The sequence below is a fragment of the Thauera carbonicopians genome (genome assembly GCF_025699485.1).
Lineage (GTDB): Bacteria > Pseudomonadota > Gammaproteobacteria > Burkholderiales > Rhodocyclaceae > Thauera.
Window position 1 is genome coordinate 117,388 of sequence record NZ_JANUXN010000001.1, and the last position, 13,569, is coordinate 130,956.

The 13,569-nt window shown below is 66.2% G+C and carries 15 protein-coding genes; 10 read left to right on the forward strand and 5 right to left on the reverse strand.

The window, feature by feature from the left end; translation table 11 throughout:
• Positions 1-65 precede the first annotated feature (65 nt).
• Both NX068_RS00585 and NX068_RS00590 read right to left on the reverse strand, forming a co-directional pair.
• Entirely contained in the window at positions 66-1,562 is a 1,497-nt protein-coding gene (locus NX068_RS00585) for a PhoH family protein (protein WP_263459347.1), read from the reverse strand.
• A gap of 62 nt (positions 1,563-1,624) precedes the next feature.
• A complete protein-coding gene (locus NX068_RS00590) occupies positions 1,625-2,074 on the reverse strand; it encodes a peroxiredoxin (protein WP_263459348.1) in 450 nt (149 codons plus the stop codon).
• Between the two features lie 257 nt (positions 2,075-2,331).
• Here NX068_RS00590 and vapB point away from each other — a divergent pair, with 257 nt between their 5' ends.
• Positions 2,332-2,565, forward strand: a complete 234-nt coding sequence (vapB, locus tag NX068_RS00595; protein WP_263459349.1) for a type II toxin-antitoxin system VapB family antitoxin — start codon at positions 2,332-2,334, stop codon at positions 2,563-2,565.
• Positions 2,562-2,981, forward strand: a complete 420-nt coding sequence (gene vapC, locus NX068_RS00600; RefSeq protein ID WP_327084794.1) for a type II toxin-antitoxin system tRNA(fMet)-specific endonuclease VapC — start codon at positions 2,562-2,564, stop codon at positions 2,979-2,981. Before vapB ends, vapC begins: the two co-directional genes overlap by 4 nt.
• Positions 2,982-2,987: 6 nt before the next feature.
• Here the strand turns inward: vapC and NX068_RS00605 are convergent, their stop codons facing one another.
• Positions 2,988-3,377: an Mth938-like domain-containing protein gene (locus NX068_RS00605; RefSeq protein ID WP_263459350.1), complete on the reverse strand. Its 390-nt coding sequence runs from the start codon at positions 3,375-3,377 to the stop codon at positions 2,988-2,990.
• 170 nt (positions 3,378-3,547) lie between these two features.
• Between NX068_RS00605 and NX068_RS00610 the strand changes: the two genes are divergently transcribed.
• The 5 genes from NX068_RS00610 to NX068_RS00630 all read left to right on the forward strand — a co-directional run bounded on the left by NX068_RS00610 (position 3,548) and on the right by NX068_RS00630 (position 9,581).
• Positions 3,548-4,852, forward strand: a complete 1,305-nt coding sequence (locus NX068_RS00610) for a pyridoxal phosphate-dependent aminotransferase (protein ID WP_327084795.1) — start codon at positions 3,548-3,550, stop codon at positions 4,850-4,852.
• A gap of 79 nt (positions 4,853-4,931) precedes the next feature.
• Positions 4,932-6,242, forward strand: a complete 1,311-nt coding sequence (locus tag NX068_RS00615; protein ID WP_263459351.1) for a homoserine dehydrogenase — start codon at positions 4,932-4,934, stop codon at positions 6,240-6,242.
• 167 nt (positions 6,243-6,409) lie between these two features.
• Positions 6,410-7,066 carry a hypothetical protein gene (locus tag NX068_RS00620; RefSeq protein WP_263459352.1) on the forward strand — a complete coding sequence of 219 codons (657 nt, stop codon included), beginning with the start codon at positions 6,410-6,412 and terminating at the stop codon, positions 7,064-7,066.
• 93 nt (positions 7,067-7,159) lie between these two features.
• On the forward strand, positions 7,160-8,956 hold the full coding sequence (locus NX068_RS00625; protein ID WP_263459353.1) for a sensor histidine kinase: 1,797 nt from the start codon (positions 7,160-7,162) through the stop codon (positions 8,954-8,956).
• Positions 8,940-9,581, forward strand: a complete 642-nt coding sequence (locus NX068_RS00630; RefSeq protein ID WP_263459354.1) for a response regulator transcription factor — start codon at positions 8,940-8,942, stop codon at positions 9,579-9,581. The genes NX068_RS00625 and NX068_RS00630 overlap by 17 nt, the downstream gene beginning before the upstream one ends.
• Positions 9,582-9,668: 87 nt before the next feature.
• On the opposite strand, the gene NX068_RS00635 is transcribed toward NX068_RS00630, so the two are convergent.
• The gene (locus tag NX068_RS00635) at positions 9,669-11,747 is read right to left on the reverse strand and encodes a c-type cytochrome (RefSeq protein WP_263459355.1); all 2,079 of its coding nucleotides are present in this window, start codon (positions 11,745-11,747) and stop codon (positions 9,669-9,671) included.
• Between the two features lie 196 nt (positions 11,748-11,943).
• Between NX068_RS00635 and NX068_RS00640 the strand changes: the two genes are divergently transcribed.
• The 3 genes from NX068_RS00640 to NX068_RS00650 all read left to right on the forward strand — a co-directional run bounded on the left by NX068_RS00640 (position 11,944) and on the right by NX068_RS00650 (position 13,114).
• On the forward strand, positions 11,944-12,606 hold the full coding sequence (locus NX068_RS00640; protein ID WP_263459722.1) for an MOSC domain-containing protein: 663 nt from the start codon (positions 11,944-11,946) through the stop codon (positions 12,604-12,606).
• 121 nt (positions 12,607-12,727) lie between these two features.
• Positions 12,728-12,856, forward strand: coding sequence for a hypothetical protein (locus tag NX068_RS00645; protein ID WP_263459356.1), 129 nt, complete (start codon positions 12,728-12,730; stop codon positions 12,854-12,856).
• 45 nt (positions 12,857-12,901) lie between these two features.
• Positions 12,902-13,114, forward strand: coding sequence for a dodecin (locus NX068_RS00650; RefSeq protein ID WP_263459357.1), 213 nt, complete (start codon positions 12,902-12,904; stop codon positions 13,112-13,114).
• A gap of 30 nt (positions 13,115-13,144) precedes the next feature.
• Here NX068_RS00650 and NX068_RS00655 read toward each other — a convergent pair whose 3' ends face one another.
• On the reverse strand, positions 13,145-13,525 hold the full coding sequence (locus tag NX068_RS00655) for a VOC family protein (protein WP_263459358.1): 381 nt from the start codon (positions 13,523-13,525) through the stop codon (positions 13,145-13,147).
• Between the last annotated feature and the right edge of the window lie 44 nt (positions 13,526-13,569).

A 13,569-nucleotide genomic window follows, 5' to 3' on the forward strand; every position in this document is an offset into this window, starting at 1 on the left:
AGCGGCCGCCCGTCGGCAGCGGTTTGCGCGCGGAGAGTGGGGACGAAAAGCGTGCCGGCGAAAACTTACAGCACGTCGGCAGCGTAGTCGGCCAGGCGCGAGCGCTCGCCTCGCTGCAGCGTGATGTGGCCCGAATGCGCCCAGCCCTTGAAGCGATCGACGACGAAGGTCAGGCCCGACGAGCCTTCGGTCAGGTAGGGCGTGTCGATCTGGGCGATGTTGCCCATGCAGATCACCTTGGTGCCGGGGCCGGCGCGGGTGATCAGGGTCTTCATCTGCTTGGGCGTCAGGTTCTGCGCCTCGTCGATGATCAGGAACTTGTTCAGGAAGGTGCGCCCGCGCATGAAGTTCAGGCTCTTGATCTTGATCCGGCTGCGGATCAGGTCGCGCGTGGCGGCGCGGCCCCAGTCGCCGCCTTCGCCGGCGGTGCCGTTGAGCACGTCGAGGTTGTCCTCGAGCGCGCCCATCCACGGCGCCATCTTCTCTTCCTCGGTGCCGGGCAGGAAGCCGATGTCCTCGCCCACCGACACCGTCACGCGGGTCATGATGATCTCGGAGTAGCGCTTGCTTTCCAGCACCTGGGTCAGGCCGGCGGCCAGCGTCAGCAGGGTCTTGCCGGTGCCGGCCTGGCCGAGCAGGGTGACGAAGTCGATGTCCGGGTTCATCAGCAGGTTCAGCGCGAAGTTCTGCTCGCGGTTGCGCGCGGTGATGCCCCACACGTTGTTCTTCTGGTGGCCGTAGTCCAGCACGGTCTCGAGCAGTACCTTGCCGCCGTCGCGTTCCTTGACCCAGGCCTGCAGCGGATTGTCGCCACTGGTCTCGTAGACGAACTCATTGACCAGCAGGTCGGGTGCCAGCGGGCCGCCCACGCGGTAATAGGTGTGGCCTTCTTCCTTCCACGATTCCATGCCGCGGCCGTGGGTCTCCCAGAAGTCGGCCGGTAGCTCGCGCGTGCCGGAGTACAGCAGGTCGGTGTCCTCGAGCACCTTGTCGTTGAAGTAATCCTGCGCCGCCAGCCCGAGCGCGCGGGCCTTGATGCGCATGTTGATGTCCTTCGACACCAGGATGACTTCACGCTCGGGATGGCGCTCGGCCAGGTAGGTGACGACGGCCAGGATCTGGTTGTCGCCGCGCGCAGTGGGCAACGCGGCGGGCAGCGCGGCATCGATCGCTTCGGTCTGCAGGAAGAGCCGGCCGGTGGCGAGCCCGTGCGACGGCAGGTCGAGCGCGATGCCTTCGTCGATGCCGTCGGGAGACGTGTTGACGATCTCGTCCAGCATGCGGCTGGCCTGGCGGGTGTTGCGCGCGACTTCGGTCGTGCCCTTCTTGTTGTTGTCCAGCTCCTCCAGCGTCATGATCGGCACGTAGAGGTCGTGCTCCTCGAAGCGATACAGGCTGGTGGGGTCGTGCATCAGCACGTTGGTGTCCAGCACGAAGAGCTTGCAGTCGTGCTTGCAGGCGCTTTTCTTCACCGTCTTGCCGCGCTTGGCGGAAGCGGTCGCAGCGGTTTTGGGGATCTTGGCCTGCGCTTTCGGTGCCTTGTTCTTGGCGGTCGGGGGCATGATCGGGGCTCGGAAGGTGAAGGAAAGGCGCGCGGGACGATCGCGCGCGTCGACGGTGGGGATCAGAGCGACTGCACGACGGCAAGCACTTCCGCGGCGTGGCCGGGGACCTTGACGCCGCGCCATTCGCGGGCGATCCGGCCGTCGGCGTCGATCACGAAAGTGCTGCGCTCGATGCCGCGCACCTGCTTGCCGTACATGTTCTTCAGCTTCATCACGGCGAAGGCTTCGCAGGCCACTTCGTCCGGATCGGAGACGAGATCGAAGGGCAGCTCGAGCTTGGCCTTGAAGTTCTCGTGGCTCTTGATGCTGTCGCGGCTGATGCCGAACACCTCGCAGCCGGCGGCGGCGAATTCGCCGTGCAGGGCGCCGAAATCCTTGGTTTCGTTGGTGCAGCCGGGGGTGTTGTCCTTGGGATAGAAATAGATCACCAGCTTGCGGCCGCGCAGTTCGGACAGCGTGACCTTGCGGCCGCCGGTGGCGGGCAGGGTGAAATCGGGGGCAAGGCTCATGCAGTTCTCCGTATGTTCTTCGAGCGTCGGGAGCGGCGGAAAGCGGGGTATTCCGTGCATGGCTGCAGGCCGGAGCGGCCTCGCCATGCGCGCATACGTTTCAACGCAGGGTAGCGGAGCAAGGTTTCGCCCGCAATCGTCCGTCGGCAGCCGGTCGTCCGGCCATGCGGGCCGCTGGCCGAGTGCGATGCGATCCTTGTCCGTCTCGCGGTCAGTGTATATAGTCGATGTATATCGCAGGTGAAGGAGGAGCGATCATGACCACCACGACCGTTTTTACCAACAACCGCACACAGGCCGTGCGCCTGCCTGCCGAAGCCCGCTTTCCGGCCGAGGTCAAGAAAGTGAGCGTGCGCGTGGTCGGCAACGAACGCATCATCGCGCCAGCCGAGTCGGCCTGGGACAGCTTCTTTCTCGGTAGCCATACGGTCAGCGACGATTTCATCAGCGAGCGGGCGGATCAATCGCAGCCGGAGCGCGAAGGGCTATGAATGCGCCCGCGCTGCTCAGCCATCTGCTCGACACCAACATTGCGATCTACGTCATCAAACGCCGGCCTATCGCCGCGCTCGCCAGTTTCAACCGCCACCACGGCCGCATGGCCATTTCCAGCATCACGCTGGCCGAGCTGATGCATGGGGTGGAAAAAAGCAGCGATCCGGCACGCAATTTCCTCGCTGTGCAGGATTTCAGCAGCCGCCTTCAGGTTCTGGCCTATGACGAAGCTGCCGCGGCTCACTACGGGCAGATCCGCGCCGCATTGGAGCGACAGGGCCAGCCCATCGGTGTCAATGACCTTCACATCGCCGGGCATGCCCGGAGCCGGGGGCTGACGCTGGTGAGCAATAACCTGCGTGAGTTCCAGCGTGTTCCCGGGCTTCGACTGGAAAACTGGATCGATCCGTAGGCCGTTTCAGTCCGCGGCCTCGAACAGCAGCGCGACCGCCACCGAGCGGCCTTCGCTGACCAGGATGTTGTAGGTGCGGCAGGCTGCCGGCAGGTCCATGAACTCGAAGCCGATGCGCGCCTCGATCAGCGGGCGGAGCAGGACGGGGGACGGAAAGCGCTGGCGCCGGCCGGTGCCGACGATGAGGATCTCGGGCCGCAGTTCGGCCACCGCCGCCAGGTCGTCGGCTGTCAACGCGGCCAGATCGCCGGTGGCGGCGGGCGCCCAGCCGGTGTGGATGCCGTCCGCGGTCACGATCAGGTTGCCGTCGTGGCGCACCTTGTTGACCATCACGTGGTCGTCGCCGTAGCCGGTGACGACGTTGAACTTGTCGTTGCTGTCCTGATGGAGTTTCATCGTTCGTCGCTTGTCGTTGCCTCGATGAGGTATTCGATGCGGCCGTCGGTGCGCGCCGGGAAATTGCCGCAGTGCGGCAGCGCGGCTAAGATAACAATCTTTTGCGGCAAGGGGTAAGCCCCGGGTTTCTTCCCAGCCGTTCCTTCCCTCCCAGCACGAAAAGGCCAGCCATGAAAGCGGAGAAGACAGTCGAGCTCGCAATGCCCAACCCGGAACCGGCTGCCAGGGCCGAGGCGGGTGCGGCCGTCGCGCGTCCGATCCGCAAGTCGGCCAAGCTGAACAACGTGCTGTACGACGTGCGCGGACCCATCGTGGATGCGGCCAAGCAGATGGAGGACGAGGGCCAGAAGATCATCAAGCTGAACATCGGCAACATGGCGCCGTTCGGCTTCGATGCGCCCGAGGAAATCCAGCAGGACATGATCCGCAACCTGCCGGATTCGGCGGGCTATTCGGACAGCAAGGGCATCTTCGCCGCGCGCAAGGCGGTGATGCACTACACTCAGCAGTTGCGCATCGAGGGCGTGACCCTCGAGGACATCTACCTGGGCAACGGTGCCAGCGAACTGATCGTGATGGCGACCAACGCGCTGCTCAACGATGGCGACGAACTGCTGGTGCCGACGCCGGACTACCCGCTGTGGACCGCCTCGGCCAGCCTCGCCGGCGGCACGCCGGTGCATTACCGCTGCGACGAGGACAAGGGCTGGCTGCCCGACCTCGACGACATGCGCGCGCGCATCACGCCTCGCACCCGCGGCATCGTCGTCATCAACCCCAACAATCCCACCGGCGTGATCTATCCCGACGACGTGCTGCAAGGCATCGTCCAGATCGCCCGCGAGTACGGCCTGGTGCTGATGGTCGACGAGGTCTACGACAAGGTGCTGTACGACGGCGTCGAGTTCACGTCGATGGCCAGCCTGTCGACCGACGTGCTGACGCTGACCTTCAATTCGCTGTCCAAGGCCTACCGCTCCTGCGGCTACCGCGCCGGCTGGATGGTGATTTCCGGGCCGAAGGACGACGCCAAGGACTACATCGAAGGCCTGAACATGCTGGCCAACCTCAAGCTCGGCTCCAACGTGCCGGGCCAGTGGGCCATCCAGACCGCGCTGGGCGGCTACCAGAGCATCAACGACCTGGTCAAACCCGGCGGGCGGCTGTGCCGCCAGCGCGACATCGCCTACGAACTGATCACCGCGATCCCGGGCGTGAGCTGCGTCAAGCCGCAGGCGGCGCTGTACATGTTCCCGCGGCTCGATCCCAAGGTCTATCCGATCGAGGACGACCGCCAGTTCTTCATGGAAGTGCTGCGCGCCACCCGCGTGATGCTGGTGCAGGGCTCGGGCTTCAATTACCCGGACAACCAGCATTTCCGCATGGTCTTCCTGCCGCACGAGGACGACCTGCGCGAGGCCATCGGCCGCCTGGCGCGCTTCCTCGAGAACTACCGCAAGCGCCACGGCGCCTGACAGCCGGCCGGCGCACCGCGCCGGCCATCCGGCAGACTCTTCCCCCCCGACACACTTCACACACCACGGAACACACTGCATGAAACCGATCAATGTTGGCCTGCTGGGCATCGGTACCGTAGGCGGCGGCACCTTCACCGTCCTGAAGCGCAACGCCGAGGAAATCTCCCGCCGCGCGGGCCGTCCGATCCGCATCACCGCGGTGGCCGACAAGAACCTGGAACTCGCCCGCAAGGTCACCGGCGGCGAAGCCAGGCTGACCGACGACGCCTTCGAAGTCGTCGGTGATCCGGAAGTCGACATCGTCATCGAACTGATCGGCGGCTACGGCGTGGCCAGGGAACTGGTGCTGAAGGCGATCGAGAACGGCAAGCACGTCGTCACCGCCAACAAGGCGCTGCTCGCCGTGCATGGCAACGAGATCTTCGCCGCGGCGCAAGCGAGGGGCGTCATGGTGGCCTTCGAGGCCGCGGTGGCCGGCGGCATCCCGATCATCAAGGCGCTGCGCGAAGGCCTCACCGCCAACCGCATCGAATGGCTGGCCGGCATCATCAACGGCACCACCAACTTTATCCTGTCCGAAATGCGCGACAAGGGCCTGCCTTTTGCCGAGGTACTGAAGGAAGCGCAGGCGCTGGGTTACGCCGAAGCCGATCCGACCTTCGACATCGAGGGCGTGGATGCCGCGCACAAGGCGACGATCATGAGCGCGATCGCCTTCGGCATCCCGATGCAGTTCGACAAGGCCTACGTCGAAGGCATCACCAAACTGGATCCGGTCGACATCGCCTATGCCGAACAGCTCGGCTACCGCATCAAGCTGCTCGGCATCGCCCGCCGCCGCGAGCAGGGCGTCGAGCTGCGCGTGCATCCGACGCTGATCCCGGCCAAGCGCCTGATCGCCAACGTCGAAGGCGCGATGAACGCAGTGCTGGTGCAGGGCGATGCGGTCGGCGCCACGCTGTACTACGGCAAGGGAGCGGGCGCCGAGCCGACCGCCTCGGCCGTCATCGCCGACCTGGTCGACGTTACCCGCCTGCACACTTCCGACCCGGAGCACCGCGTGCCTCACCTGGCCTTCCAGCCCGACCAGGTGCGCGACGTGCCGGTGCTGCCGATCGAGGACGTCGTCACCTCGTACTACCTGCGCATGCGGGTCGACGACAAGCCCGGCGTGCTGGCCGACATCACCCGCATCCTGGCCGACAGCGGCATCTCGATCGAGGCCCTACTGCAGCGGGAAGCCGCCGAAGGCGAATCGCAGACCGACATCATCATGCTCACGCACCGGACCGTCGAGCGCAACGCCAATGCCGCCATCGGCCGTATCGAGGCGCTGCCGGTGGTGCGCGGACAGGTCACGCGGCTGAGGATGGAAGCGCTGCAGTAAGTTTTCGTCCGGGACTGCATGGACGAAAAGGGAAAAGGCCGCGGCTCCCGCTGCGGCCTTTTTGCTGCCCGGCAGCAGCGCTGCAGCACCGCACGCGCGGGACGTGCCCGGTCCCGGCGTGGATTTCCGCTATCCTTCGACGGGAACTCGACCATCCCGGAACCCAAGTGCGCTTCTTCGACTTCACTTCCTGGCCGGATCTGCTGCTGGCCGTCATCGGCCTGGCCCTGTTCACGCTGATCAGCATGGGCATCCGGCTGATCATGATGTTCTCGATCCAGCAGCGCCGGGAGCGGGTGAACAGGCAGATCAACGAACGCCTGAAGACGCTGATCGCCGCCTACAAGACGCTGGGCGGCTCCTTCACCGGCACGCTCACCGTCGATCCCACCCACATGCGCGATCTTCGCCGCGAGGCCGACACCCCGGCCGGCGGCGAGGACGCCGCGCAGCAGGCCTCCAATTCGGAGCGCGCCCGGCGGATCCGCGACGCGGTGGAAGCGGCGCTGTCCGACATCATCCTGCTCGGCACCGAGGAACAGGTGCGCCTGGCCGCGGCGGCGAGCCGCCAGCTGGTCGCCGGCGAGCACGTCCATACCGACGAACTGGTCGTCTCGCTGCGCGACTTCATCCGCCAGGCGCTGGATCTGGCGCCGGTTCCGGCCGATGCGGAGATTCCGGCTCAGGGCCCCGCGCGGCCGTCGGGCCCGGGCAGCCGCGGCGGTGCCGGCGGTGGCCGCGGTGGCGGAGGCGGCATGGGGATGGGCGGCGGGGGCGGGGGTGTGGCCTTCGGCGTGTCCGAGCGCTCGACGCCGGATCTCTGATCGGTGCGACACGGGCGCGACACCGGCAGGATGGGCCTGTTCGGGCGGCGCGTGTCAGCCGGACGTCGCGGGCTGGCCTTGCTGCACCGGGCCATGCGGTTCTGTCTACCGATCCTGTCCGCTTTCGGCCTGCTGTCCGGCCCGGCGCAGGCCGAGAACGGCAGCCGCCCTCAGGATGTGACCATCGGTGTGCTCGCCTACCAGGGTGAACTGGCGGCGGCGCTCGACTGGGCGCCACTGACCCGTTTCCTGAACGAGCGTATCCCCGGCTACCGCTTCGATCTCGAACATTTCGATGCCGATAGCCTGCACGAGGCGATCCGCCAGCAGCGCGTCGATCTGGTCGTCACCAATCCCGGCTACTACGTGGCGATGGAGAACGAATTCGGCCTCAGCCGGATCGCCACGCTGGATTCGCCGCAGGCGCTGTCGCCGGACAAGGGAACCGGCTCCGCGCTGATCGTGCGCAGCGAGCGTAGCGACCTGCAGACGCTCGGCGACCTGCGCGGCAAGCGCCTGGCGGCGATGGCGCCGGACGCTTTCGGCGGCTACCTGCTGGTAGTGCGGGAGATGCTGGCGCAGGGCATCGACGCGGAATCGCATCTGAAGGAGATCCATTTCCTCGGCGTGCCGATGATGCGCATCGTCGCAGCCGTACAGCGCGGCGAAGCCGATGCCGGCGTGGTGCGCAGCTGCTTCATCGAGCAGGCCGCGGCACGCGGCGTGCTGCGTCAGGAGGATTTCCGCGTGCTGGGTGACCGCCGCAGCGCAGATCCCGCGGTTGCGGCCTTTCCCTGCGGCTTGTCGACCGCGCTGTATCCCGACTGGCCGATCGCGGTGACGCGCGGTATCGGCCACGGCCTGTCAAAGCAGGTGGCGCAGGCGCTGCTGGCGATGCCGGCCGACACCGGCATGGCGTGGACGGTACCCGCCGATTACCAGTCGGTGCACGAGCTGTACCGCGAACTGCGCACTGGCCCTTATGCCCATCTGCGCGACGTCACGCTGGCAGGCCTGCTGCGCCGCTTCTGGCCCGCCTTGCTGGTACTCGCCCTGGTGCTGACCGCCTGGGGTGTGCATACGGTGCGGGTCGAGCATCTGGTGCAGCGCCGCACCGCCGAGTTGCGCGCCTCGCTGCGCGCCCGCGAAGACGCCGAGGCGAGGGTGCGCAGCCACCAGGAGCAGATGGAGCACCTGTCCCGCCTGTCCATCCTCGGCGAGCTGTCGGGTAGCCTGGCGCACGAGATCAACCAGCCGCTGACCACCATCGGCAACTACGCCCGCAGCCTGCTGCGCCGCCATGCCGACGGCCGCCTGAGCGACGCGGCGGTGGTCGAAGCCTGCGCCGAGATCGGCAGTGAAGCCGAGCGGGCCGGCGGCATCATGCGCCGCATCCGCGATTTCGCCCGCAAGCGCAGCGCGGTGCGCGAGCCGGTGGATATGCCGGCATTGGTCGACAGCACCCGCAAGCTGATCGAAGGCATGCTGCTGCACGCGCCGGCGATCATCTGCGAGAACGAGCTGCCGCCCGGCTGCGAAGTGCTGGCCGACGGGCCGCAGATCCAGCAGGTGCTGCTGAACCTGGTGAAGAACGCGATCGACGCCGGCCGCGATCTGCCGCCGGAACGCCAGGCCGTCACCATCCGCCTGGAAACCGCCGACAAGCGCCTGCTGGTCCACGTCATCGACCAGGGCTGCGGGTTGACCGCGGAACAGCAATCCCATCTGTTCGAGCCTTTCTTCACCACCAAGCCGGATGGCCTCGGCCTGGGGCTGCCGATCTGCAAGACCATCGTCGAAGCGCACGGAGGTCGCCTGTGGGCCGAAAGCAATGTACCGTCCGGCATGCGTTTCTCCTTTTCCCTGCCTTGCCATGTCGCTGCAAACTGAAAATGCCGTCGTCTACGTGGTGGACGACGATCCCGCACTTTGCCGCTCCCTGCGTTTCCTGCTCGAAGCCGAAGACTGGCCGGTACGCCTGTTCGGTTCAGCGGAGGCGTTCCTCGATGAAATCGGCAGCCGCGCCGGCCCAGGCCAGCCTTGCTGCCTGCTGCTCGACATCCGCATGCCGGCGATGAGCGGGCTGGAACTGCAGCAGGTGCTGCGCGAGCGCGGCTTCGAGGCACCGATCCTGTTCATGACCGGGCACGCCGACGTGTCGATGGCGGTACAGGCGATGAAATGCGGCGCCTGCGATTTCATCGAAAAGCCCTTCGACGATCAGGCGATCATCGATGCCGTCGCCAAGGCCATCGAGCGTTGCGCGTCGATGCTCGACGAGGCGCAGCGGCGCGACGGCGCCCGTGCCGCGCTCGCCCACCTGTCGCCGCGCGAGCAGGAAGTCGCACACCTGGTCGCGCGCGGCTTGCCCAACAAGCTCATCGCCGCCGAGCTCGGCATCAGCGAGAAGACGGTGCATATCCATCGCCAGCACGTGATGGAGAAGGCGGGCATTTCCTCTGCGGCAGAACTGGCGCGGCTATTCCTGCGTGCCGATCCTGAAGCACTGGACTGAGCAATACCGGTTTTTCCAGGTCTGGCAAGAAAAAGGCCGGCATTTTCGCCGGCCCAAGCTCATACAGGAGAGGCTCTCAAATCCTCATCAATAACGGGCATCCGAAGGCCTGCCGCCCTTGGGCCAGTCGTTGACCTTCGGCGGGAAGTCCGGACGGGGGAAGTGGCTGAACCAAGCTGCCACGTCCACCGACTCCTGGTCGGACAGGCCGCCCTGGCCGAGCGGGAAGCGGTCGTGGAAGGCGATCGGCATGTTGCGCTTGACGAAGGCCGCGGCAGTGTAGATGCGGGCCATGCCGGCGCCGATATTGAAGGAATCGTTGCCGCCCAGCGGCGGGTAGACCCAGCGGCCCTTGGCGTCCTTGATGCCTTCGCCTTCGTCACCGTGGCAGATCGCGCACTGTTCGGCGTAGATCAGCTTGCCGTTTTCCGGGTTCGGCACGATGCTGCGGTCGATCTTGCCGATGCCGCGGCCTTCGACGCGGTCTTCGGGCTTGGTCTCGCGCTTCATCCAGTCGAAGTAGGCGACCATGGCCTTCATTTCCTCGCCTTCCTTGGGCAGCGCCTTGCCGTTCATCGAACGCAGGAAGCAGCCGTTGATGCGTTCTTCCAGGGTGATTTCGCGGCCTGCACGGGCGCCGTAGCTCGGGAAGAAGGCCGACACGCCGACATAGGGCGAACCATCAGCGACGGTACCGGCGTTCAGGTGGCAGCTTGCGCAGTTCATCGCCGCGCCGACGTGGTTGGGCAGCATGCGGGCGGTGTCGATGTTCAGGCGCGCACCCAGCACGAGCTGTTCGGCGTTCGGCTCCTTCAGCATGTCGGCCAGGCGAGGCGTCTCGAACGGCCGCTCGTTGATGCTCTTGGCGCCGAGGTGCTTGCGTCCGTTGGCGACGTCGCTCGCCAGCACTTCACGTGCATCGCCGGGGCCCCAGCTGCGACGGGTGAAGTTCAGGATGTCGGCGATTTCCTGGTCGGCCAGTTGGGCGAAGGCCGGCATGTACAGCGGCCGCGAGTGGCTCTCGGTCACCGGTGCGCGCCAGCCGGTCAGCATGATATGGATCAGCGTCGAAGGATCCTGCGACTGCAGCGTGTGGTTGCCGGTCAGCGGCGGGAACACGTTGGGCACGCCGTTGCCGTTGGCGCGGTGGCAGTCGGCGCAGAACTGCAGGTAGCCCAGGCCGCCGCGGGTGGTGAAGATCGTGGTCGGCACGTCATCTTCCGGTGCCGCGCCCATGCCGGCCGGCAGCGGCACGATGGCAGGTGCCGGACCTTGGGCGATCTGCATCGGCAGGTCATCCTTGCCCGGGGACAGGGATTTCAGATAGACGCCCATCGCGAGCAGGTCTTCGTTCGTCATGTACTGGGTGCTGTGCTGCACCACATCCACCATGTTGCCCGACACCGTGCCGTGCTTGTTGCGGCCGGTCTTGAGCAGCTCGGCGGTGTCCTCCGGCGTCCACAGGTTGCGCAGGCTCAAGGCGCGCCAGCCTTCGACGGTTTCGCCGGCGAGGAAGGTGTCTCCCTTGCCGCCCTTGTCGCCCATCGTCTTTTCCTGGAAGGCGAAGCCGCGCGGTGTGTGGCAGGCGCCGCAGTGGCCCAGGCTCTGCACGATGTAGGCGCCACGGTTCCATTGCGCTGACTGCTTCGGATCGGGCGTGAATGCTTCGTCGTCTAGGAAGAAGGCGTTCCACAGCGACAGGCCCCAGCGCATGCTGAAGGGCCAGTCCATGTCGTTTTCCTTGTTCGCCTGCTCGACCGGCTCGACGCCCTTCATCATGTAGGCGTAGAGGTCACGCATGTCCGCTTCGGTCATTCTGGCGTAGGACGGGTAGGGCATCGCGGGGTAGAGGTTGTGGCCGTCGGCGGCCACGCCCTTGCGCATCGCGCGGTCGAACTGCTCGAACGTGTATCGGCCGATGCCGGTCCTCTCGTCGGGCGTGATGTTGGTGGAGTACAGGGTGCCGAACGGTGTTTCCAGCGCCAGCCCGCCGGCCATCGGCTTGCCGTTTGGCGCGGTGTGACAGGCGACGCAGTCGCCCATTCGGGCAATGTATTCGCCGCGCTTGACCGCATCGGCTTGCGCCGTGTCGGCCGAGGCGGCAGCGGAGGCCAGCAACAGCGAACAGCCGATGCCGGCAGTTCGCAGGATCGCTCGCGTATTCATGGAAAGCTCCCTTTGGCTCATGACAATCTGACTTGTCGGAAGCTTATTTCCTCGTTACTGGCATGGGTATAAGAAAATTTCCCTAGTGCCGGCCGGGTGTCGCTGCCATTTCCGCGATACGCTGGCGTGGGGAGAGAAGCCCCGGTAAGCTGGCCGCCTTGTTCGGGAGCATGGAAAGGAAATGGCAGGCGCAGCGTTGACGAGCACGGTCGATCAGGTCTTCATCGGGCGCGTGCGCCTGATGCTGCCCGAAGGCGAAGCCAGCGGAATCTTCAAGTCGGCGGTCGACGGTCCAGTGCAACTGGGCCCGACCGGGCTGGCAGGAGACGAGCAGGCCGATCTGCGCCATCACGGTGGACCGGACAAGGCGCTGCACCATTACCCGGCCGAGCACTACGCGCTGCTGGCCGAGGAATGGCCGCAGTGCGCGGCGATGGTGGGGCCGGGCATCCTGGGTGAAAACGTCAGCACGCGTGGCCTGACCGAGCACGATCTCTGCATCGGCGACGTGCTGCGCATCGGTGAAGCGGAGGTGCAGGTCAGCCAGCCGCGTTCGCCGTGCTGGAAGATCGATCTCCGGCTGAAAGTGAAGGACGCTTCGCGCTTCGTCGAGGCGGCGGGCGTCACCGGCTGGTACTACCGGGTGCTGCGGGAAGGCCGCCTGTGCGCCGGCGACGATATCGAGCTGCTCGAGCGGCCCAATCCCTGGCTGACGCTGGCCGAATACTGGGACACGGTGATTGCCCACCGGCCCGATCCCGCGGCGCTGCGCCGCATCGCCGCCGCACCCGGACTCGCGGCGGACAAGGCCAGCCGCTGGCTGGAGAGGGCGGCCTGGCTGGAGGCGAATGCCGGCTGAAAGCCGGCGCGCGACGAGCGGCATGCGGCAAGCGCCAGCGAGGACTGGCGGCTACACTGGACATATGCGCAGCCGTCGCCTGGCGCGAGGGTCGTGCCGGCGGCAAACAGGATCGGCTTTCATGGCATTCAAGCTCATCGTCTTCATCGGCATTCTCGTCGCCGTCGCCGTGCTCGGTGTTCGCGCCTACCGCTCCTCGGTACAGGGGTTCGAGGCGCGCCAGGGCCGTGACAGCGACGACGATGGCTGAGGGTGCCGGTTGCCGAGCGTCAATCCACCAACACAGGAGACAGGCATGTCCGATCACGTCTATAAGCTCGTCGAAGTCGTCGGCTCTTCACGCGAAGGCACCGATGCTGCCATTCGCAATGCCATCGAGACTGCGGCGCAGTCCATCCGCCACATCGACTGGTTCGAGGTGGTGGAAACCCGCGGTCACGTCGTCGACGGCAAGATCGCGTATTTCCAGGTCACGCTGAAGATCGGCTTCCGGCTCGAGGCCGACTGAGGCTTCTCGCTTTCGTCACCCGTCGCCCGTTCAGCCGCCGCAGATCAGGGCGCGCGAGCGGGCGCTGCCCTGGTTGAGGCCGATGGTGCAGCCGAAGGGGTCGAGGAGTATCGCGGCGCGTGCGCCGAAGTCGGTGGTGACGGGGCCCCGGTGCAGCACTGCGCCCCGTTGCTCGAGGTGGCGGATCGCGGCGTCGATGTCCGGGACTTCCCAATACACGGTGGTGCCGCCGATACCGCCCGGGCATTTCGAGTCCGCGGGATGGAAGCCGATGGTGAGGCCGTCCACATGAATGAAGGCGTACTGCGGGTTCTCGTGGCGGACGCTGCTGCCCAGCAGCTCCGCGTACCAGGCCGCAGCAGTGTCGATGTCCGGCACGAAGCGGACGATGGATTCGAGGGTTCGCAGCATCGGGCGTCCTGTGGTTTGTTCGAGGCGGCGTGGCGCTGTCGCCC

Excerpts from the sequence above, each read along its gene's own strand:
- NX068_RS00585 (WP_263459347.1), bottom strand. The coding sequence starts at position 1,562 with ATGCCCCCGACCGCCAAGAACAAGGCACCGAAAGCGCAGGCCAAGATC.
- NX068_RS00590 (WP_263459348.1), bottom strand. The coding sequence starts at position 2,074 with ATGAGCCTTGCCCCCGATTTCACCCTGCCCGCCACCGGCGGCCGCAAG.
- vapB (WP_263459349.1), top strand. The coding sequence starts at position 2,332 with ATGACCACCACGACCGTTTTTACCAACAACCGCACACAGGCCGTGCGC.
- vapC (WP_327084794.1), top strand. The coding sequence starts at position 2,562 with ATGAATGCGCCCGCGCTGCTCAGCCATCTGCTCGACACCAACATTGCG.
- NX068_RS00605 (WP_263459350.1), bottom strand. The coding sequence starts at position 3,377 with ATGAAACTCCATCAGGACAGCAACGACAAGTTCAACGTCGTCACCGGC.
- NX068_RS00610 (WP_327084795.1), top strand. The coding sequence starts at position 3,548 with ATGAAAGCGGAGAAGACAGTCGAGCTCGCAATGCCCAACCCGGAACCG.
- NX068_RS00615 (WP_263459351.1), top strand. The coding sequence starts at position 4,932 with ATGAAACCGATCAATGTTGGCCTGCTGGGCATCGGTACCGTAGGCGGC.
- NX068_RS00625 (WP_263459353.1), top strand. The coding sequence starts at position 7,160 with ATGCGGTTCTGTCTACCGATCCTGTCCGCTTTCGGCCTGCTGTCCGGC.
- NX068_RS00630 (WP_263459354.1), top strand. The coding sequence starts at position 8,940 with ATGTCGCTGCAAACTGAAAATGCCGTCGTCTACGTGGTGGACGACGAT.
- NX068_RS00635 (WP_263459355.1), bottom strand. The coding sequence starts at position 11,747 with ATGAATACGCGAGCGATCCTGCGAACTGCCGGCATCGGCTGTTCGCTG.
- NX068_RS00645 (WP_263459356.1), top strand. The coding sequence starts at position 12,728 with ATGGCATTCAAGCTCATCGTCTTCATCGGCATTCTCGTCGCCGTCGCC.
- NX068_RS00650 (WP_263459357.1), top strand. The coding sequence starts at position 12,902 with ATGTCCGATCACGTCTATAAGCTCGTCGAAGTCGTCGGCTCTTCACGC.
- NX068_RS00655 (WP_263459358.1), bottom strand. The coding sequence starts at position 13,525 with ATGCTGCGAACCCTCGAATCCATCGTCCGCTTCGTGCCGGACATCGAC.